This is a genomic window from Streptomyces sp. NBC_01669 (assembly GCF_026339735.1).
Classification (GTDB): Bacteria; Actinomycetota; Actinomycetes; order Streptomycetales; family Streptomycetaceae; genus Streptomyces; species Streptomyces yanii.
Genome location: NZ_JAPEQG010000002.1, coordinates 804179 through 824524, shown reverse-complemented (window position 1 = coordinate 824524; position 20346 = coordinate 804179). Strand labels below are relative to the sequence as shown.

The 20346-nt window shown below is 67.5% G+C and carries 17 protein-coding genes and 1 pseudogene; 11 read left to right on the top strand and 7 right to left on the bottom strand.

Going from position 1 to position 20346, the window contains the following annotated elements; all coding sequences use genetic code 11:
- Nucleotides 1-14: 14 nt before the first annotated feature.
- From OG972_RS44735 to OG972_RS44720, 4 genes are all read right to left on the bottom strand, one after another.
- Complete coding sequence (locus OG972_RS44735) at nt 15-2423, bottom strand: glycosyltransferase (RefSeq protein WP_266992314.1); 2409 nt, start codon at nt 2421-2423, stop codon at nt 15-17.
- Nucleotides 2420-3580, bottom strand: a complete 1161-nt coding sequence (locus OG972_RS44730) for a glycosyltransferase family 4 protein (protein ID WP_266992312.1) — start codon at nt 3578-3580, stop codon at nt 2420-2422. Before OG972_RS44730 ends, OG972_RS44735 begins: the two co-directional genes overlap by 4 nt.
- Nucleotides 3577-4890, bottom strand: coding sequence for a lipopolysaccharide biosynthesis protein (locus OG972_RS44725; RefSeq protein ID WP_266992310.1), 1314 nt, complete (start codon nt 4888-4890; stop codon nt 3577-3579). The genes OG972_RS44730 and OG972_RS44725 overlap by 4 nt, the downstream gene beginning before the upstream one ends.
- A 167-nt stretch (nt 4891-5057) precedes the next feature.
- The gene (locus tag OG972_RS44720; RefSeq protein ID WP_266992308.1) at nt 5058-6548 is read right to left on the bottom strand and encodes a cellulase family glycosylhydrolase; all 1491 of its coding nucleotides are present in this window, start codon (nt 6546-6548) and stop codon (nt 5058-5060) included.
- A gap of 148 nt (nt 6549-6696) precedes the next feature.
- On the opposite strand from OG972_RS44720, the gene OG972_RS44715 reads away from it, so the two are divergent.
- The 4 genes from OG972_RS44715 (at nt 6697) to OG972_RS44700 (ending at nt 11798) form a co-directional block, all read left to right on the top strand.
- The gene (locus OG972_RS44715; protein WP_266992306.1) at nt 6697-7137 is read left to right on the top strand and encodes a MarR family winged helix-turn-helix transcriptional regulator; all 441 of its coding nucleotides are present in this window, start codon (nt 6697-6699) and stop codon (nt 7135-7137) included.
- Nucleotides 7138-7857: 720 nt separating this feature from the next.
- A complete protein-coding gene (locus OG972_RS44710) occupies nt 7858-8352 on the top strand; it encodes a hypothetical protein (RefSeq protein ID WP_266992304.1) in 495 nt (164 codons plus the stop codon).
- A 741-nt stretch (nt 8353-9093) separates the two neighbouring features.
- Nucleotides 9094-11001, top strand: coding sequence for an SMI1/KNR4 family protein (locus OG972_RS44705; protein ID WP_266992302.1), 1908 nt, complete (start codon nt 9094-9096; stop codon nt 10999-11001).
- 452 nt (nt 11002-11453) lie between these two features.
- Nucleotides 11454-11798, top strand: coding sequence for a MazG nucleotide pyrophosphohydrolase domain-containing protein (locus tag OG972_RS44700; protein ID WP_266992300.1), 345 nt, complete (start codon nt 11454-11456; stop codon nt 11796-11798).
- Between the two features lie 189 nt (nt 11799-11987).
- On the opposite strand, the gene OG972_RS44695 is transcribed toward OG972_RS44700, so the two are convergent.
- On the bottom strand, nt 11988-12437 hold the full coding sequence (locus tag OG972_RS44695) for a hypothetical protein (RefSeq protein WP_266992298.1): 450 nt from the start codon (nt 12435-12437) through the stop codon (nt 11988-11990).
- 288 nt (nt 12438-12725) lie between these two features.
- On the opposite strand from OG972_RS44695, the gene OG972_RS44690 reads away from it, so the two are divergent.
- From OG972_RS44690 to OG972_RS44675, 4 genes are all read left to right on the top strand, one after another.
- A complete protein-coding gene (locus OG972_RS44690) occupies nt 12726-13103 on the top strand; it encodes a hypothetical protein (RefSeq protein WP_266992296.1) in 378 nt (125 codons plus the stop codon).
- Nucleotides 13100-13489: a hypothetical protein gene (locus OG972_RS44685; protein ID WP_266977660.1), complete on the top strand. Its 390-nt coding sequence runs from the start codon at nt 13100-13102 to the stop codon at nt 13487-13489. The genes OG972_RS44690 and OG972_RS44685 overlap by 4 nt, the downstream gene beginning before the upstream one ends.
- 67 nt (nt 13490-13556) lie before the next feature.
- Nucleotides 13557-13940, top strand: coding sequence for a hypothetical protein (locus OG972_RS44680; RefSeq protein ID WP_266977659.1), 384 nt, complete (start codon nt 13557-13559; stop codon nt 13938-13940).
- A 215-nt stretch (nt 13941-14155) separates the two neighbouring features.
- Nucleotides 14156-14923 (top strand): hypothetical protein, encoded by a 768-nt coding sequence (locus tag OG972_RS44675; RefSeq protein WP_266992294.1) that lies wholly within the window; start codon nt 14156-14158, stop codon nt 14921-14923.
- A gap of 250 nt (nt 14924-15173) precedes the next feature.
- On the opposite strand, the pseudogene OG972_RS44670 reads toward OG972_RS44675, so the two are convergent.
- Nucleotides 15174-15311: pseudogene (locus OG972_RS44670) on the bottom strand (DDE-type integrase/transposase/recombinase); the annotation flags it as partial.
- Between the two features lie 591 nt (nt 15312-15902).
- Between OG972_RS44670 and ltrA the strand changes: the two are divergent.
- Nucleotides 15903-16757, top strand: a complete 855-nt coding sequence (ltrA, locus tag OG972_RS44665) for a group II intron reverse transcriptase/maturase (protein ID WP_266992292.1) — start codon at nt 15903-15905, stop codon at nt 16755-16757.
- Between the two features lie 546 nt (nt 16758-17303).
- Nucleotides 17304-17909: a reverse transcriptase domain-containing protein gene (locus OG972_RS44660; RefSeq protein WP_266992290.1), complete on the top strand. Its 606-nt coding sequence runs from the start codon at nt 17304-17306 to the stop codon at nt 17907-17909.
- A 190-nt stretch (nt 17910-18099) separates the two neighbouring features.
- Here OG972_RS44660 and OG972_RS44655 read toward each other — a convergent pair whose 3' ends face one another.
- Nucleotides 18100-19341, bottom strand: a complete 1242-nt coding sequence (locus OG972_RS44655) for an IS4 family transposase (RefSeq protein ID WP_266992288.1) — start codon at nt 19339-19341, stop codon at nt 18100-18102.
- On the opposite strand from OG972_RS44655, the gene OG972_RS44650 reads away from it, so the two are divergent.
- Nucleotides 19340-20158 carry a group II intron maturase-specific domain-containing protein gene (locus OG972_RS44650; protein ID WP_266992286.1) on the top strand — a complete coding sequence of 273 codons (819 nt, stop codon included), beginning with the start codon at nt 19340-19342 and terminating at the stop codon, nt 20156-20158. The two genes, OG972_RS44655 and OG972_RS44650, sit on opposite strands and share 2 nt — an antisense overlap.
- The last annotated feature ends 188 nt before the right edge of the window (nt 20159-20346 follow it).

Here is a 20346-nt window from a genome sequence, read left to right as displayed (position 1 = left end):
CGCCCCCCAAGTTGTCACAGCGAGCGGAACAGCTCGTTGTACCGCTCTGTCAGCAGCTGCCAGTCGTACTTCTCGACCACCCGACGGCGTCCGGCCCGCCCCATGCGGTCGGCCAGTTCGCCGTCGGTGAGCAGGGTGCGCAGCGCCGCCGCGAGCGCCTCGGGGTCGCGCGGCGGTACGACGAGACCGGTCTCGCCGTCGGCCACCGTGAAGGGCAGCCCGCCGACGGCCGTCCCGACCGCCGGGGTACCGCACGCCTGTGCCTCGGCAAGAGCGGTTCCGAAGCACTCGGCGTCGCTCACCGAGGACAGCACCCCGGCCCGGGCGTGGCGCACGGCATCCACGAGTTCCTCGCCGCGCAGCTCACCCGCCGCGATCACGCGGTCGGCGACGCCCAGTTCGGCGGCGAGCTTCAGCAGGTTCTCCACATCGTCGCCGCCGCCGATCAGCTTCAGCTGCGCCTCGGGCAGGTCGGTCAGCAGCGCGAAGGCGCGGATCAGCTGGTCGACACCCTTCCAGCGGGACGTGCTGTCCATCCGGCCCACATAGACGACGACCGGCGGCCGCTCGGAGGGCGGCGGGCCAGGGATCCAGCGCTCGGTGTCGACGCCGGGCGGAATCTCCTGCGCGCGGGGACGGCCGTACGCCATCGACCCGGGGGCCACGGCGACGGGAACGGTGGCCCGGGCCATCAGCCGGGGCAGGACGGAACGCTCGTAGACGGCGATGATCCGGTTCGCCAGGCCTCCTTCGGCGTCCTGCTTGTGCATGGTGCCCGCGTGGTACGTCAGCACGGTGGGCCGGCGCTTCGCCGCGAACACCGAGATGTCCGCGAGGCCGGGCACCGGGGCGTGCGCGTTGACCACGTCGACGCGCTCCCTGCGCAGCCGGCGGCGGACCTGGAGCGGCCAGAGCGGGCTGATCGGGCTGTTCGACAGCTTCAGCCACGTGCCCAGCCGCACCACCGTCACGCCGTTCTCGACGCTCACCCGGGTGCGTCGGCCCTCGGTGTTGGTCGTCAGCACGACCGCCCGCATCCCCGGCGCGGCGGCGACGGCCTCGGCGATCCGTGCCGCGTAGTTCTCCACCCCGCCGATCTTCGGCGGGTAGTACGAGGAGACCACGGCCACGGTGCGCTCACCCGGTGTCCGGGCCCCTTGAGGCGCGGGCACGACGGAGCGCAGGCGCTCGGTGAACTCCTCGGCGCGGGCCCGGTACTGCGGCAGGACGGAGCACAGGTGGGCGCGGTAGCCGGCCGACTCCTCGATGAGGAGGTCCACCATCGGGATCAGGTTGTCGGCGCGCACCTCGTCCATCCTGAGCACCCACTCGCCCAGGCCGAGGTCCTCCATGATGCCGCGGGTCTTGTGGTCGTACTCGATGGCCGCGCACGGCACCTCGGAGAGCAGCCCGAAGATCACCGAGTGGAAGCGGGTGCCGAGGATCAGGTCGGCCTGTCCGTACAGGGCGAAGACGTCATGGTGGGAAAGGGAAGCGTCGTCGACGAGGTGCAGCCGCGCACTGTCCACCTGGGCCGCGATGCGGCGGTTGACGATGCGGTCGTCGTCCGCCTGGAAGGCACAGGTCACCTGGGGGACGAGCACCACATCGCAGTCGGCGCCGACCAGCAGATGGCTGATGGTCGCGGCCATCGCGGACTCGTACGCCGTCTGCTGGGCCTCGGGGAGGTGCTGTCGGGCGGTGACCAGGACCAGCCGGGAACTGGCGGGGATGCCGAGTTCCTCGCGCCAGGGCCTGTGGGACTGTCCCCGGAAGGCGAAGGCGCTGTCGATTCCGCGCTCCGTGTTCCGCCCGGGCACCCCGATCTCCGACAGCCTGCGCACACTGATGTCCTCGCGCACGGAGATCAGCCGGGCGTGGCGCAGGACCCGGCGCATCAACATACGCTGGAGGCGGGTGGGGAACGGGCCGTAGGACTGCGGGCCCAGGACGACCGGGGTGCCGAACCGCGCCGCCAGCCACAGCGGCAGCAGCAGGAACGCCACGCTCAGGTCGGAGGGGAAGTCCTTGGTGCCGCGGAGGTAACCGCCGCCCAGCGACAGCACCAGGTCGGCCTCGGCGAGGGCACGGACCTCGCGGTTGATCTCCGTCGGCATCAGACGGGCGAGCGCCTTGATGAGCGGGGCGCTGCCCGGCAACACAGCGAGCAGACCGAGCAGGGTGGCGAGCAGCTTGCCGGTGATGCGGGCGATACGGGCGGTGTCCTCCTTGCCGACGTAGCGCCGGATGGAGCCCAGGTTCTCGGCGCCGTCGAACTCCGCGTGCTCCTCGGGCTCCTCGAAGCCGGCGATCCGGACCCGGGCGCCGGGGTAGGCGGCCCGCACCTGGTCGATGGCGACGCTGAGCAGCGCCGCGTCGCCGCGGTTGCCGCGCTCGAAAGCGTTGACGATGACGACGTTCACCGGCTGATGGCCTTTCTGTAATGGTTCTCCAACGCGTCGAGGAAGCGCTCGACGTCGTAGCGGGCGGCGCGGGCGGCGGAGCCGTCACCGAGGCGGCGCAGCCGTTCCAGGTCGCCCACGAGCGGGCGCAGGGCCTCGGCCAGTGCCGGGACGTCGCCCGCGGGGACGAGCATCCCGTTGTCCTCGCCGACGAGCTCCGGCAGCCCGCCCACCCGGGACGCCACCAGCGCCCGGCCGATCTGCAGTGCCTCCAGGGCGACGGTGGGGAAGTTCTCGGGCCACACCGACGGGACGACCACCACCGAGGAGGCGGCGAGCGCCTCGCTCACGGCGTCGGGCGAGACCCAACCCCGGAAGCGCACCCGTCCGGCGGCCGTGAGGTCGGCCGCGGAGGTCTCCAGCGCGGTCCGGTCGGCGCCGTCGCCCACGATGTCGAGGGTGGCCCCAGGGTGCTCGTCGAGCAGAAGCCGGAAGGCGTCCAGGAGAATGTGCACGCCCTTCACCCGTTCCAGCCGCCCCACGTACAGCAGACTGCCGGTCTCCTTCACCGGCTGGGGCGGTGCCGTACGGGGCACTCCGTTGGGCAGGACGTGGACGGGGACCCGGCCCACGTCCCGCCGGACGACCTCGGCGAAGTAGGCGCTGGGCGCGAGGACCCGGTCGAGCCTGCGCAGCCGCGGGAGGTAGGCCGGGCGCTGGAGGAACCGCAGGTAGAGGTAGCGGGCCTGGTCCGGCAGGGAGAGACGCTCACCGCGGGTGGCGGAGTGCAGGTTCCAGCGCAGCAGTTCCAGCGTCCAGTCCTCGGGTCCGTGCAGGGTGAGGATCTGCGGGCAGCGGTCCGTCGCCGCGAGGGCCGCGGGACTGAACTCGCCGATGGTGTGCAGATGGACGACGTCCGGCTGGAACTCGTCCATGATCCGGGTCAGACGGCGGTGGGCGTCCCGGTGCCAGAAGTAGCCGAGGAAGCGCTGGGGTGCGCTGCCCTGGATGGCGGGGACGAGGTCGTCCGCGAAGAGTTCATGCCCCTCGGAGTCGAGTGTGGTGGCGACGGTGCGCATCTGGTGGCCGCGGGCGGTCATGCCCTGTTGGATGAGGCGCACGCTGCGTTCCGCGCCGCCCGCCTCGTGGCCGATGTTGATGACGTGCAGCAGTTTCATGACGGTGTCCGGGTGCCGGGGCCGTACGGCCGGTCAGCGGGAGTCTGCGGATGCTCGGGCACGAGCACGGGCGCGGGCGGTGGAGTGCTGCCCGGCGTCTTCCGGCCGCGCCGCAGAGCAGTCAGAGCGACCAGACCGGAGGCGAGGTTGCCCAGGCCCCAGGCCCAGCCGATCCAGACCAGGCCACGGGGCGCCCACAGCAGCGCCAGCGAGACAGTCACCAGGGCGAACACTGCGTTGTTGACGATGAGCTGGCGGAGCTGACGGGTGATCTTCAGGGCGAAGTTCGCCCAGGCGGAGAGCGCGACCGCCAGCGAGCCGACGGCGAAGGCGACCAGCAGTGGCCCGGCCGCGTCCGAGTAACCCGGCCCGAACACCCACAGGATGAGCCCGCTGCCTCCCGCGATCACGGCGGCGGCCGGGGTCTGGGCGGCGGCGATGATCACGGCGGTGCGGCGCAGCAGCATGGGCAGCTGGGTCGGATCGTGCGACCCTTCGGCGAACAGCGCCTCGCCGACGGAGAAGGCGATCGCGTTGAGCAGGGCCGCGATCTGGAAGGCCACGTAGAAGTAACCGGTCGCCTCGGCACCCAGGTGGTGCAGCACGATCAGCGGCAGGATCAGCTGCGGCAGCAGGTTCAGCAACCCGGAGAGGTAGCTGGCCAGGGAGTAGGTGAACTGCTCGCGCAGCCGAGTGCCGCCGACGCGCAGGTCGAAGCGGAAACCGAGACGGCGCCGCATGAGGAACAGCGCGCACAGCACGGCCGCGGCGAATCCGGCCCCGGTCGATCCGACGATCCCGTACATGCCGAGTCCGGTGAGGAAGGCCGGCAGAGCGAGTTTGGCCACCCCCTGGGTCAGCCCGTCCGACAGGACGTTGAGCTCGGGGGCGCGCGCCCCGGTGAACACCGACTTCGCCAGTTGGTTCAGCGCGGCGAAGGAGCACAGCACGGCGAACGTCGTGACGGCGAACGGGTTCTCGCGGACGAAGAGCAGTTTCTCGCCGTACCAGGGCAGGCCCGCCAGATAGCCGAGCGCCAGCAGCCCGCCGGCCGCGGCGACCGCGCACAGCGCCAGCGTCAGCTGGGCGTTGCGGGCGTGCGAGGCGGCGGGGAAGCGTATGAGGGTGCTGTTGAGGCCGAACTGGCTCAGATACGAGATCAGGCTGATCGCGGAGATGAGCGAGGTGGCGATGCCGACCTGGGCCGGGGTGTAGAAGCGCGCTACGACGACCCAGAACAGGAAGCCGAGCGCGGCTGTGGTGGCCGTGGTGGCCAGCACGAAGAGCGAGTTGCGGTAGACCGTGTGCACTTTTCTGGGACGGCTATGTCTCGGCACGGCTGTCCCGCCGATGGCGGAGCACGAAGCTCACGTTTCCCCCCACGTGGTGGTAGCGCCGAAGCCGCCGGGTGGTACCGGCGGCGGCGATGGTGTGAACGCCCGCCCGGGTGGTTTCCCCCCGCCCGGATCATCGGCCGTCAGTCCGCGGCCCGATGTGCCGCGATGGCGTCACGATAGGCGTTGAACGCCGGCTTACGCGCGCCGGTGTAGTCGATGAGCCCGTAGTAGGCCCAGGTTTCCGCGTTCGCCTCGGGAGTTTTGATGTCGCGGTGGGCGTACCAGAACACCTTGGTGACCGCAGTGAGTTCGTCCGCCGCCTTGACCATGTCGGTGGCGATCCGCGCCTGGTAGGCGGGGGTGACGTGGCTGGTCTCGACGCCGGACTGCTCACTGTCGGCGATCGCGCCCCTGCCATGGGTGGGGGCGCCCGTCTCCGTCAGCCAGATCTCCAGATCGGTCCGCTCGTGCCGGGCGAGGACCGCGGTCAGGCTCCGGCGGACGCCGGTGACCTGCTCGTAGGGGCTGTCACCGGTCTTCGTGCTGAGAAGCACGCCATGAGAGAACGCGTGGAAGCTGATCCCGTCCACATGGTCGCCGGCGCCGAGCTCCAGCACGTTGTCCAGGAAATCGGCGGCGGACTGGCGTTTCCCGTTGCTGGTGGCGGCATTGGCGAGTCCGCCCAGCAGGACGAAGGAGTCGGGGTCGGCGGCGCGGATGGCCTTGGAGGTCTCCTTCACCATCTCCGTGTAGCGCTCGGGGTCGGCGCCACCCGGCCAGAAGCTGCTGATGTTGGGCTCGTTCCAGATCTGCCAGGTGTGCACGCCCATCGCCGCGTAGCGCGTCACCGCCTCGGTGACGAACTGGGCGAAGCGGGCGTTGCTCGCGGGCGGACAGGTCTGGTTCTTGTACGCGCACGCGAGGTCGCGGGCCCATTGAGGGGTGTAGCCGACGGTGGCGAGCACCTTCAGGTCCCGCTGCTGCGCGGCGCGGGCCACCCGGTCGAAACGCTCCCACAGGTACTGCGCCTCACCGTCGGGCTGGATGTTCGTCCAGGCCAGGTCGGCGCGGATCCAGGTGACACCCAGGTCGACGGCGTCGTCGAGCGCCTGGGCGAGATCCGCGTCGGTCATCCACGGCAGGGTGTCGCTGTAGGCGAGCCCGAAGTCCAGGGGCTTCGTACGCGTCGCCTCGGCCCGCGCGACCGCCGAGGGCAGTTCGTACGGCGACTCGGACGAGTCCGTGGCCTCGGGCGAGGCGGTGTTGGTACCCGCCGAGCATCCGCTGCCCATCGCGACGAGGGCTGGGGCGGCCCACAGCGCCCTCAGCACCCTGCGACGAGAGGTGAAATGCCCGATTTTGCCAGGCCCTTCACCTTGTTCGAATTCTGTCGACATGCGGTGCACCCTAACGGACGACAAGACATCCCCATTCCAGGGGTCGGCGGCGGGCAGGGTGGCGCGGGCGGCGAGTGCCTCGACGAGGGCCGCGGCCTGTTCGGCGGCCTGCGCGGCCCGCTCGGCCGCGGCGTTGGCCCGGGCCGCCTCGGCAGCGGGGACCATCCGCGCGGGCGCGGTGCGGAAACGATTGTCCCGGAGCTTGCGTTCGGACAGCTGCGCAGGTTGGCTCAAGGTGCGATCAGTGAATGGTGTGACAGTGGCGGGTTCCTCGTGTGTTGCCGGGACATGCTGGTCAGTGAGTCATGCGTCGGGCTCGCCGTACGCCGCATTAGGAAGGCTGGACTTGCAATGTGGAATTTCGAAGTCTAACCTTCTAATCATGAACGCTCGCGATGCTCTGAACCGGTCCACCGCCACCGCGATCCGGGTGGCGCTGGGGATGCTCAAGCGACGCACCCGCGAGGCCATGGCGGACGGGCAGCTGACGACCCCGGAGCTGTCCGTGCTGGCGCAGATCGATCGCAGCGGTCCGAGCAGCGTCGCCGATCTCGCCCGCCTGCAGCAGATCACCCCGCAGGCGATGGGCTCCACCGTCGCATCACTGGAGAAGCAGGGGCTGGTGACACGGTCCTCGGATCCCAACGACCGGCGGCGGGCGCTGCTGACGGTGAGCGGCGCGGGCAGCGATGTCCTCCACTCCGGCCGCGACGCGATCTCCGATCGCATGGCCGTCGCGCTCGGCGAGTCGTTCACCGACGACGAGGTCGCCACTCTGGCGGCTGCGGCTCCGCTGCTGGAACGCCTGGCCCAACGCCTCTGACCCTTGATTCGAACCAGCCCCCATGCCGAGCGTGCGGGGCCGATGACGTGCGGCTCCGACCGCACGTGGAGGTGCGCATGTCATTGCCCCAGGAGCACTCCGCGACTCTGCCTGAGTATGGTGCCCACCCGTTTTCCTGGGACAGGACACCCGCACGCCCGCCGGTCCTCGGTGGGGACCGCCTCCCTTACTCGTCGACGCCGTGGTCGACGCAGAGCAGACTCCGCGGAACCCGTCGAGAAGTGACTTCGCAGCAGCTCGACAAAGGCAGTCAAGGATTCAGCGCGATCCTAGAAAGTGGGTGTGGTCTGCGATGGTGGTTGGTGCCTGGCGGTGTTGTCCCCTCGAAGCCGATGCCACCGCCAGGCCCTCCCCGCCGGTCATCTCCGGATGGGCGTGATGAGTGGAACTTGAACGTGCCCAGGCAGGTACACGGTTACGTACCCAGCCTCGGCGGGTGACGCGCGGGCTGCGGCCGAGCCGGGCTCACGTCCCGGCCACGCGGGGCTATGGCTTCCACTTCGCTCCGGCCACGCCAAAGGGCCACGCTCACGCGGCCCTGGCTCTGCAACAGGCTGGGGATGGAACGCGACCGTCCGAGCCGAGCGGTACGGTGCAGTTGCCGTGCGAGCATGAGTGGCCATTGATCAAAATGCAGACGGTTGCTGGGGAGCCAGCGTGCGACACAAAGTCGGATTAGCAGTACCCCTGGCGGCTCTGATGCTGCTGACCGGGTGCGGGGTTTTCGCGGGAGACACCCATCTCTGCACCCTGATAGACGCGCCCGCCGGGATCCGGGTCGAGGTTCACCCGGAACTGGCGAACAGGGTGGCCGACGCGGCCCTCACCGTGTGCTGGGACGACGCCTGCCACAAGCGCACGCTGCAGCTGCGTAAGACCTCGCCGGACGAACCGGCAACCCCAGGGAACCCCGTGATGACCACGGAATCCGCTACCGCCGCAGAAAGCCCGGCAGCCAGGACCCCCCAAACCCCCGAGCCCTCCATCTGGCCTGGCTTCGCGATCATAAGTGACCTGCCAGGAAAGCCCATACACGTCACGCTGGTACTCAAGAACCAGCGCGGCGCCACCGTGCTCAACCGACAGATCAGCACCACCCCGCAGCCCACCTATCCCAACGGCCGCAACTGCTCGCCGGCCGGCCATCAGGCACGCCTGATGGTCACGGAAGAGGGCTCGCTGATCCCACGCTGACCGTGCGCTCCACCACGGATCTGCGCCGGCGAGGCGCTGAGGCTACCCGCATCTTCAGGCCGCGGGACAGCAGCCGCTGTCCCGGGGGCGGCTGGCCATCGGATGGGCCGGACGCTCCGGCGTCCAGCCTGCTGGTGACGTTTCCGTGTACCCAGCTGGGTACTTTCACGCGAACGCCGACACGGGGTGTAGACCCGAGCTGTGTTGGGTTTCTCGGGGACTCACCACAGCCGGTCGGCGGTGCGGCTGGCGAAGGTCGCCCGCCTGCCGGTCGTGGGTGCCGTGGCTTCCGGGAGGGCGGTGACACGGCGCCATCCCGGAAGCTTCAGGACGCTGGCGCCCTTCAGGGTCGGCCTGGGCGCCGCTGACTCACTCTCCGTGCCGGGTGGGGTGCCCGGGCCGTGACCCGCGAGCGGGCGGGGTGTTCGTCACCTGGTTGGCCCGCAGCCGGCTCGTCTGCTGGTGTCTGGTCGGTTGTCCCGTGCAGTTGAAGGCCGCGCCGCTGGGCGCGGGTGACCAGCGGGACGAACTGTGAATCTTCACGCCGTACGGCGAGGTTGTGCAGACCTTCCTTTCGTTTTCCTCACCAGGGGCCGCACCGCTTGTGGCCTTCGGCTCGACCGTCCAGGTGTCGTGGGACGCGAGAACGTCATCGGGTTGGCCATGAGCAGTGTCGGTAGCCGCCCCATGCCGCCAGGCATTACAGGGCAGTGTCAGCGGCGGATGGCAGCATGCGGACGCATGACGAATACGACAGCGTTCGACTGGCGGCCGTTCCTGCTCAGATGGAGCGGGGAGTGGTCGGATTCCCTACCCGATGATGAGACGCGAAGTGAGGAGGATGAAGCCGCCCGGCGGGTTCGGTGGTTGGGGTTCCCGCCCGCGTCCGAGGAGCGGATCGCAGCCATGGAGGAGCGCCTCGGCCGACGGATGCCCCCGTCGTACCGGGAGTTTCTCAAGGTCAGCGACGGGTGGCAGCACGCCGGCGGGTTCGTCTGGCTGTTGGCTGGGGCCACGGACGCGCGCTGGCACAACAACGAGTCGGGGCTCGCGGACATGTTCGAGGAGTACTTGGACGAGGACGCCGGACCCGACGAGCGGCGGGATGCGGACATCTGGCGGCGCGGGCTGCAGCTCGAAGTGGAGTCCGACGCCACCCGCGTGCTCATGGATCCCGAGGACGCGGACGAGGAGGGCGAGTGGGCCGTCTACACGTGGGCGAGCTGGCGGGCCGCACCGCCCGCGCGGTACGCAAACTTTCGTGAGTTCATGCGGGACATGTTCCGGGAGTTCCACAGCCTGCGGGCACGCCGGGCCGACGGGGAGTCGGAGTTCGCCAACGACACGACGCGAGAGCTGGACGCCCTGGTGGAGCAGGCCCGACTGGAGGCGCTGCGCGGCGGCTGGGAACGGGCTGGGCACGCGCTGGACGAGGCGAAGGAGTACGGCAGGCCGCGGGCCGTCGGGCTGGGTGACCAGATACGCCGTCTGGTCGGACAGACCTACATGGTGTACTTCGAGGACGTGGTGACCGACCCGCGGTATGCGCCCGAGCTGCTGCCAGCGCTGGTCGCCGAGCACGCGGCGCACTCGTACAGGGACGACTCCACGCTGATGTTCCACCTGCGGGGAGCCGGTGACGACGTGGTGTCGCTGGCCTACGCGACGCTGGAGCAGGTGCGCAACGGCACGTATCGGTACACGGCGGCCGGACCGTTCGGGGAAGCGGTCGAACGGGCACGGGAGCTGGCGCGGTGGGGCGACACCGACGGGGCATGGCGGACGCTGATGGACGCTCTGCCGGTATGGCAGCCGCTGGGCCCCGACCACCTGGCGCCGCTGGGGTGGGTGGCAGACCCCCTGCTCGGCCCCCTGCTGACCCCGGAACGGGGCCGCGAGCTGCTGTCCACCCCCAGGGGCGGACAGGCGGGTGAGGCACCGAGCCAGCCGGCTGGCCTCGACCCGGACAACCTGGCGTGGCTCGCGGCCCCGGACGCCCTCGACAACCTCACGTCCTACCGGTTCGTCCTGGTCGAAGGTGTAGAGCCGGAGGACCTGCCCGGACGCCTCGCGGACGGGAACGAAGCAGCGCTGGACGATCCCATGACTTCCCACGAAGCGCGCCACCGATTGCTCCGCGGACAGAGGGAGTTCTCGTCCTACGACGACAAAGCCCTCATGGCGGTCGGACAGGCCGGCACCCGTTGGAGCTTCGCCTTCGACAGCGACCCTGCGCATTTCGACCCGCAGCGGTTAGTCTCCCCGGCCGCGGCCGCCAGCGCGGGCACCCGCGCAGTGGTCGTGTGGAGCGGTCTGAGGACCTGGCGCGGGGAACCGTTCTTCCACCTTTCCGTAGCGCAGGACGGTACCGAGCAGTACGCCTTCACGTACGCGGACGGAGAGACACACCGAACCGGACAGATACCACCGGCACTGGACCCGGACCGGTTCTTCGGCTCCCGGGAGGAGGACACCGAGGCGGAACGGTCGCTGCTGGAGGCCGTGACCGGCGAGTTCGGTGTCCACCTGCCGCGCCACGCGATCACGAACGGACGGCTGCACACGTTCACCACCCGCTCATGGACGCGGCCGCCGGGAAACGGGGAGACCTACGCCGTGATCAGCATGAACTGGGATGCCGCACGCTGACGGACAAAGCACCCGTACCCCTTCCGCGCCGCCACTGCCCCACTGACATCCCCGGTGACCAGCCCAGTGACAACCGATGTCCAACCCCACTGACATTTCTCGGCCCAACGGCACCAGGCCAGATGAAAGATCGAACTGCACTGCGCAAGCTCAGACGAAAGGTAGAGCTGCAGAACGAAGAGTTCACCGTCGCAGGACAGGAGTCCGGGATCTCAGCAGCACCGGAGCTCTGCCGGTCTTTGTCCTCCGCGGCACCACACGCCCCGCCCCTCAGCGGGTGCTGCCGGTCCGGCCACGGGGGGGGCATCTGCGGGGCTGGGAGACCACGTGCGCGTCCCGACCCTGCGCAATCACGGATGGCTCCCGACCCGCACTCCATCGACCCTGCCTGCTACGTGACAGCACGATCGCAGCCCAGAGGTTACGTGGGGCGCCTACGGAAAGGCTGAGACATGGACCTCAACGAACTTCAGCGCCGCGCCCTGCAGGTTCATGATCTCTACGACGAGCTGAACCTGAGGGAACGTGGCCGGGTGTGGACGCGCGAGGAGTTCATGCTCGGCTTCGTCGGGGACGTCGGCGATCTGGCAAAGATCGTCATGGCACAGGAAGGCGCCCGTGACATGCCGGGCGGCCGTCCCGCTCTGGAGCACGAACTCGCGGACTGCCTGTGGTCCGTGCTGATCCTCGCGCACCGGTACAACGTCGATCTGAACGCCGCGTTCCTGCGCACGATGGACGGACTCGACCATTCGATCACCGCGCGAGGGACGACCCATGCTCTACGCCCAGGGTGAGCCCCAGCCGGGCCCCTGATCCCGCGTCTGGGTGATGAGCCGCGGGGCCAGGGGCGAGTGCAGTCCTGTCAGAGCACTCAACGCCGAACGTACAAGCCCAGCTCTGCTGCCGCCCGGCTGAATACTCCGGCCGATCCGGCACGACGCGGCTGCTGCTGACGCCAAGGCGGAACGCGGAGTCCAGACCAGTCAGCCGAGGCGGTAGCAGGCTTTGTGATTCGATCCCTTGAACTGAATGCACATCATGGTCTCTTTGGGCATCTTCGGTCCGCCGGACCGGCCGCGGTGCCTCCACAGGGTTTCCACCGCGACGCCGGGCGCCCGCCCGTTGTCGCCCGTCCACGAGGACCGCTTCCACCTGTTGGCCTTCGCGCCGTGTCCCGGTCTCTTGTACGACCACCGGGCCCAGTAGGTCCAGTAAGTATGTCCTACCCGTCCGGAGACCTTGTGGGCGATGATCAGCGGCACTCGTCGGGAGGAGGTGTCGTACCGCAGCACGATGCAGTAGTCGCCCCGCGGTGTGCAGCGGTGGGTTTCCACCATCCGGGCCGCAGCGGCGGGCTGCGCCGCGAGCACCGGCGGGGGAGTGGATACGAGCAGAGCGGCCGCCCCGGCGGCCAGACGGATGATCCGTCGCATGAGGGGCCCAACGCACCGGCAGTACGGAAGTTACGACGCCCGTGCTGAGTACGAACGCCTGATCCGCAGGGTTGGTGATGGTGCGGGTCAGCTCCACGGTCCGATCCAGTAGAGCTACGGCTTCCTCGACTCGGCCCGCGCCTGCCATCGCCTCCGTAATCGTGCTCAGCGCGAACGCCTGCCGTTCAGCCTCGCGCGGCCTGTTCCCCGCGACACCCGCGCCGGCCGCATGTCGAGGGGCACACATACCGGCAGATAGGTCTACACCTGCGGGTAGGGTCCTTCGGCATGAGCACAACACCGCCCGACATGCGCCGGGTTAGCCTCCGCGCCACCCTCGGAATCGGGGCGGTCTTCACCGCCGCCGCGTTCGGCGCCGGGTTCACCCTCGCCGCCGACCAGAGCGGCAGCGCGGACCCGGACAACATCGTCGTCGAGCACTTGGTCGGCCCCCGCCACGGCACCGGGAACCAGTCCATGACCGGGGACCCGTTGCCCGGCGTGTGCACCGGCTGTTCCGCGACCATGGGGAATGAGGCCGCCATGCGGGAGGAGTCGCTCTCGACCGCCTGCCGGTTCATCCGTGACAGCCGGGCCAAGGACGCCGAAGCGGCTGTCCAGGCGCTACGGGGCGCCGTCTGTGTTCTGGAACGGGGCCGCCGGTGAACACCCCCCGCTGGGTCACCCCGCGCCGCCTCGGCGCCGCCGCCGCGATCTACGGCGTGTTCGTTGCGGGCTGGTACCTGGGTCAGCCCGTCACCCCCGAATGCCACGTCGACCAGGCCGCCCTCGACCGGATCGCCGAGGAGTACGAAACCGAACCATCCCCCACACCCACTCCGACGCCGACGGCGTACCCGTCACGGTACGACTCGAAGTCCCCCCTCCCGCTCGACCCGACGCCGGACCCGGCCTACAAAACCCCCTACAACCCGCGTGGGGGCGCCGACGACAGGCTGTCCCAGACGGTCGTCTCCTACGCCGTCGCCTGCACCAACGACACGAGCGAACGCCCCCGCATGCGAGCGTGGTTCGAGGGCCACTGGCGGTAGAGAGGCGGTGTGGCCCGGGGTGTCCGCCGACGCGGGCGCCGGCCTAGTGTCGTGCGACACTCCCCGGATGCCTGCCTGGATAACCCTGCGCCGCCTCGGCGCCGCCACCACTTTGTACGCCGTGTTCCTGGCCGGGTGGTGGCTGGGCCAGCCGGTGCGCTCCGACGGCTGCCTCGAAGACCGGCTCACCGCCGGGGCGGACGGTCGTCCCGCACCGGTAGAACCGGCCGACCCCGCCCGGTACCTCGAGAACCTCAACCTCGACTTCGGTCTCCTCGACTGGGCCGACGACATGGACGGCTACCGCGACGGCGAATACGGCCCCAGCGACTACGGGTACGACCTGCGGGGCGGGTCCGAAACGTACGTCACGTCCGGCGCTGTCTACGCTCCTTGCTCCTACAAGAAGCGCGCCCGCCTGCTCGCGTGGATCAACGGCGACTGGGGCTGACTACACCTGTGCCTGCCTCACGGGCACGGCCAGACCACGACGGGGACGGAAATAGGACAGCTTCCCGGAGCGCCGGTTTTAGGAGGTATTACGGCGTGACGCTTCGACAGGATTCGGGGCGGACATCCTGGAAACGACCAGCCGTCATGTAGCGGATTGCGGCTTCTGCGCGGGCCGTCCGCTCTGGAGTCCGGATAACCGCGCCCGAGGACCAGGTGCCGGTTTTGTTCGTGGAGGTCGACAACCACACCGAACCGGCCGCGGTCGTCGCCGCGAAGATCGACCGGTACCGGCGGTTCTTCCTCCGCCAGGTGAAGAATGACCGGGGCCATGACGTCCCGTTGTGGTCGACGCTGTGGGACGACTTCAGTCGGGGCGGCTTGCCGCCCGTCGCCCTGGTGTTCACGAAAGACGTTGGCGCGCAGGCGCGGATGAACCGCATCAAGACCATCCGCGACCTGTCCCGCACGTGCTGGCAGCCCCGCTGGCAGAACCCGCACGGCTGGTCACCCAACGCCTCGGAGGAAGACGGCTGGTGGGAGTTCACCGGCACTGTCCCGGTCATCGCCACCCACCTTGACCAGCTCCGCACCCATGGCCCCTACGGACCCGTCTGGTGGCGGTTCGGCCACAGCGACTGGCAGCCGATCACCGAGGCTCTCACCAACACCGGGACCGAAGAGGAATACAGCGCCCGCGAGGACCGGCGCCGCCAGGAGCAGGAAGCGGCCCGTGCCATGGAGGACCAGCGGCGGCGCGAGGAACCGGCCCAGTGGGAAGCCACCTGGGAGTGTCCGTCCTGCCAGACCGATGTCGAACTGGGCACCGTGGGCCCGGCCGGGTACCGCCCCACGGAGGGCGGGCTGTGCCCGGCCTGCGAACACACCCGCCGCGAAGAGGTGCAGCAGAGCGTCGCCGTTGACGACATGGCCGGCACAAATGGCATCCTTGCTCGCCTGAAGGCCCGTGCCGAAGGGCGGTAACCGGAGTCAGCGCGGCAGCGTGCCGGCCAGTGGTCGGACAGCCAACGGCCCAAGGGATATGCCCCCTCGGTCTCGGTGTGTTCGTACGGGACGTCCAAGCGGCGCGCCCACCGGGCGAGCACCATGCCAGCGCACCAAGACGACTAACTTCACTGTCAAAGGACAGGAGGCGATCAAACCCGTTGTGCGTAGTGGCCCGCTCGCTCCACCGTTGAACGCATGGATGAGCACGAGCAGTTCAACGGCCGGCGGCCATCCGCAACGCGTCGGTGACCAGCTCGGCACGGTGGTGACCGGCCATCGCGTACCCGATGACTTCGCGGGTCGCCAGGTCGATGACCGTGGCCAGATACCACCAGCCCTCGATCGTCGGCAGATACGTGATGTCCGTGTGCCACGAACACAGGAAAGAGGCGTGGAAATGCGGAGATAGGTGCCTCTCAGAGTGTGGTGCTGCGTGAAAGATGAAGGTAGGCCCTTCGGAGCCGCCCTGCGGGGGGAGGCTTCAAACCACCACATGCCGCGTTGGCTGAAGACCGTCGTGGTGAGCGATGTGGAAAAGGCGTCCGTGAGGCGTCAGGTGGGGATCAGGAAGGCGAGCGCAAGCGAATCGCTGACGACGTGTCGAAAACATATTCAGACGGCATCGAAACTGGGGGTGTAGATATGGCTCCAGGACAAGTCTGGCGGACACCCGTCTACTGGCCAGATGGTGCCCGGCATGGAGGCGACGCGAGCCTGGTCTGCTGCTTTCGCGTGGAACGTGGGAAGGCGAGCACTGTGGTTCTTCCCGTGTGGGCTGAATCAGGGAGCGTCCCGAAACGGCGGAAACCGTGAGGGACTGAGTACCGATGCGGGGCTCGCTGGCGGACCGGCCCGTAGTAGTGCCGAAGCCTCTGTAATGGAGGTGGAGCGAAGGGGCCGGGTCATCCGTGGCTGTATTCGTTCGATCAACCAGGAGTTCCCTGGGAGGAGTCGCGTGGATGCGCTGAAAGTGTCGGAGAAGTCGTTCGTAATCTCGAAGTGGGAAGTATGGGAGGCGTGGGAGAAGGTTAGGGCGAACAAGGGCGCGCCGGGAGTGGACGGCTGCACAATCGATGAATTCGAGAAGAACCTGAAGGGGAATCTCTACAGGATCTGGAATCGGATGTCCTCGGGCAGCTACTTTCCACCTCCGGTGCGAGCGGTGGAGATTCCGAAATCGCATGGTGGAGGGGTCAGGATTCTAGGCGTTCCCACGATCGCGGACAGGATCGCGCAAACCGTCGTCGCCGCCCGGCTGGAGCGGGAGGTGGAACCAGTCTTCCACTCCGATTCCTTCGGGTATCGGCCTGGACGGTCCGCGCTGGACGCGGTGGAGAAATGCCGAGAGCGGGCGTGGAAGAGAGACTGGGTTGTCGATCTGGACATCCAGAAGTTCTTCGACAGCGTCCCCTGGAACCTCATCGTCAAGGCGGTGGAGGCTCACACCGACGCCGTTTGGGTGAAGTTGTATGTGGAGCGGTGGCTCCGAGCGCCGCTCCAACTGCCCGACGGCACCTTGCGGCAGCGAGACCGGGGAACCCCACAGGGGTCAGCGGTATCGCCCGTGCTGGCAAACCTGTTCCTGCACTACGCGTTCGACATGTGGATGGCCCGGGAGTTCCCCGCTGCCCCGTTCGAGCGGTATGTGGATGACGCGGTCGTGCACTGCGTCAGCGAGCGCCAGGCCAGGCAACTGGTGGAGGCGATCGGGAACCGGATGGAGGAGGTCGGGCTGCGTCTGCACCCGGCCAAGACCCGGATCGTCTACTGCAGTGTGTCCCGAACGCGAAGGGAAGCTTTATGTAGGTAGAGCGACTTGATGCGGTGCTGTGCGGAAGATGAAGGAAGGCCCTTCGAAGTCGCCCTGCGGGGGGAGGCTTCAAACCGCCTCATGCTGCGTTGGATTGAAGACCGTCGTGGTGAGCGATGAGGAAAAGGCGTCGTAAGAGACGTCAGGTAGGGATCAGGAAGACGAGCGCAAGCGAATCGTTGCTGACGTGTCGTAACACGAACAGCTGACATCAAAACCGGGATGTTGCAGTTATCCCGGGACAAGTCTGGCGGGAACCCGCTCATTGGCCAGGTGGTGTCCGGCATGTAGACGACGTGATCCTGATCTGCCGCTTCCGTACGGAACGGGAGAAGGCGTGCCCCGATGCCGTCAACCCTCGGGTGGGCGAAAGGGAGCGCCCCAAGTGGCAGAAACCACAAGGGGCTGAGTACCGAGTCGGGGTCCGCTGGCGGACCGGTTCGTAGTAGTGATGAAGCTCCTGTAATGGGAGTGGAGCCAAGGGGCCGGGCTGTTCGTGGCTGTTGTTCGTTCGATCAACCGGGCTGAGTGCCTGGGAGGAGTCGCGTGGACGAGTTGAAATCGTCAGGCAAGCCGTTTGAAATTTCGAAACGGGCTGTCTGGGAGGCGTACAAGAAGGTCAAGGCCAACAAAGGGGCGCCGGGGGTCGACGGGGTATCGATCGAGGAGTTCGAGAAGGATCTCAAGGGAAACCTGTACAAGATCTGGAACAGGATGTCCTCCGGTTCGTACTTCCCGCCCCCGGTGCAGGCGGTGGAGATCGCCAAGGCGCATGGTGGTGGCACCAGGATTCTCGGGGTGCCGACTGTGGGCGACCGGATTGCGCAAACGGTAGTGGCCCAGGTATTGGAGCAGAAGGTCGAGCCGATCTTTCATCCTGACTCCTATGGCTACCGGCCGAGGCGCTCGGCGCTGGATGCAGTCGAGGTCTGCCGGCGACGTTGTTGGAAAGCCGACTGGGTGATCGATCTCGACATCCGGAAGTTCTTCGACAGTGTCCCGTGGGACCTGATCGTCAAAGCGGTAGAGGCGAACACTGACCCCCCGTGGGTGGTGCTGTACGTGCGACGGTGGCTCAATGCCCCGCTGCAACTGCCCGACGGGACCTTGCAGCAGCGCGACCGCGGGACTCCTCAGGGCAATGCCACTTAGTTAGGAAACGGCGAGGATTTTGATGTGGGGTGGGTCGGGGTGGTGGATGATGGTTTCGGTGGGCTGCTTCTTTCTGTAGGCGTGGACGTGGACACGCTTTACGGCTCGTGGGCTGGTGCGGTGTCTCCGACGGGGATTGGGCCTTTCTATTATTTCCGTGCGGGCGACTTCAAGGGCCTTCGCGAGGCGGTCAGGGGGAAAAACCCGCCTGGCCTGTGATCTGGCGGCGGATGATACGAAGTGACCGCATGAACGATAGGCGGTCCGGGTCGATGTCGGCCTGTTCGGCTGCCTCACACATCAGGTGCCGGACCGCGTAATGGGTCAGGAGCAGTGCCCAGATCTCCTGCTCGACCATGTCCGGTGTTTTCGAGCGCAATACACCGCCGCGGCCGCGTTGGTGGGTCTTGATCTCGTCAAGGCTGGACTCGAACTCCCACCGTTCGGCATAGGCAGCGGCGAGTTCAGCGGCACCAGCCTCGTCCGGGTCCATAACGGTGGTGATCAGGCAGAAGATCTCTCCTCTACCTTCGCGGTTCGTCACTTCGTATTCGACAACACGGACCGGAATCCCGGACGGCTCCTCTATGTTGTCCGACCCGCGGTGACGCTGGACTGCGCGCCGCCGACGGACCTTCGGGTCAAGCAGGAACGACTCATAGGATCCGTCCTTCAGCGGCCGGACTACCGGCAGATGAGGGCCGTCGGGCATGCGCCACAGCAAATCAGCACCGGTTGCCGCGGCCGCTTCCCACAGACGATATGCGTAAAATCCCCGGTCGGCGGTAACCAGCATGCCTGGTTCGAAATCGGCGACGAGTTCCCCGGCGAGAACGCCTTCGTCCACGCGCCAGGGACCCAGCCGGGCCGCCACCACAGCATGAGTCCCGCATTCACCCAGCCCCACGATCTTCACCTGGGGGAAAGGCGCGGGATTTCGTGTGCCCCCGGACCGGCCGAACTCCCCATCATTTGCTGGGGTGTCAGGAATATCCAGGACGAACCCGTCAATGGCCATCAGACGCCACCGACCCATCCACGCTCCCTGCGTGCCCCGCTGCGCGCAGGGCAATGCCACCCGCTCGAACAGCACCCGCAGCGGCTCCGAACCCAGACGCCGGCGCGCCTGGGAAATCGCACCCGTCGTGGGAATCGTCCAGTCCTTCCGCCATGTCCCCAGAAAACGTAGGCCGTTGACGAGAAGACGCATCACTTCCTCGTACGACTCGCCGAAGAACAGACACAGAGCCATCACGTAATAGACGACGACACGCGCCGGCAGCAAACGTGACCGTTTCTCTGTACGGCCCGTCTCCGCGAGTACCTCATCGACCAGGTCCCGATGAACCAGACGTGTCAGAACCCCGACACCCACCCGGTCGGTCAAGCGCACACCAGAAACCGGCACCACGTTATCCCGCACCCCGCCCATGAGCGAGGAACATAACCGGTTCACCGGCAGGAAGGAAGTGCGGCAACCGGATCAGTTGACCATCCACAAACACCCCGGGCGTGTCCCTGTGCATATGTGGACGACCGATTACCAGACCGCTTATCTAAGTGGCATTGCTCCTCAGGGTTCAGCGGTTTCACCCGTACTCGCCAACCTGTTCCTCCACTACGCCTTCGACACATGGATGGCCAGGAAGTTCCCGGCCATCAGGTTCGAACGCTATGTGGATGATGCAGTGTTGCACTGTTTCAGCGAACGCCAGGCACGTTTTGTGCTCAAGGCGCTTATGGAGCGGATGGATGAGGTCGGGCTGGCGCTGCATCCGGAGAAGACCAGGATTGTCTATTGCCGGGACGGGACGCGGCGTGGCTCGCATGAGTACACATCGTTCACCTTCCTGGGATATACGTTCCGGGCTCGTGGAGCGCGGGACAGGGAGGGGAAGATGTTCACCTCGTTCCTGCCTGCGATCAGTAAGGATGCCTTGAACAGAATCAGTGCAGAAGTGCGGTCCTGGAGGCTGCACTCACGCACTGGTCACACCTTCATGGACCTCGTGCGGGAGATCAACCCGATCGTGCGAGGTTGGATTAACTACTATGGCGCTTTCTACAGATCGGCGCTGTATCCCCTCCTGACGCGCATCAATGCCTACTTGGTGCGTTGGATTCGTCAGAAATACAAACGGCTGCGGTCAAGGAAGAAAGCCCAGGAAAGTTGGCAAGGGATCGTCAAGCGATACCCTCGCCTGCTTGTGCATTGGCAATGGGTTCCTTCGGTACCGCGCGTGTGGTGACCAGGACAGTAAGAGCCCGGTGAACTGAGAAGTTCACGCCGGGATCTGTGGGAGCCCGGGGGTGAGATTCCCCCGGGCCACCCGACAGGACGCGAACCGGCGGAGTGCGTACGCGCAGACGTCGTTCACGTTCCTGGGGTTCACGTTCCGAGCCCGCGCGGCCCGCAGCAGGCACGGAGTGACCTTTC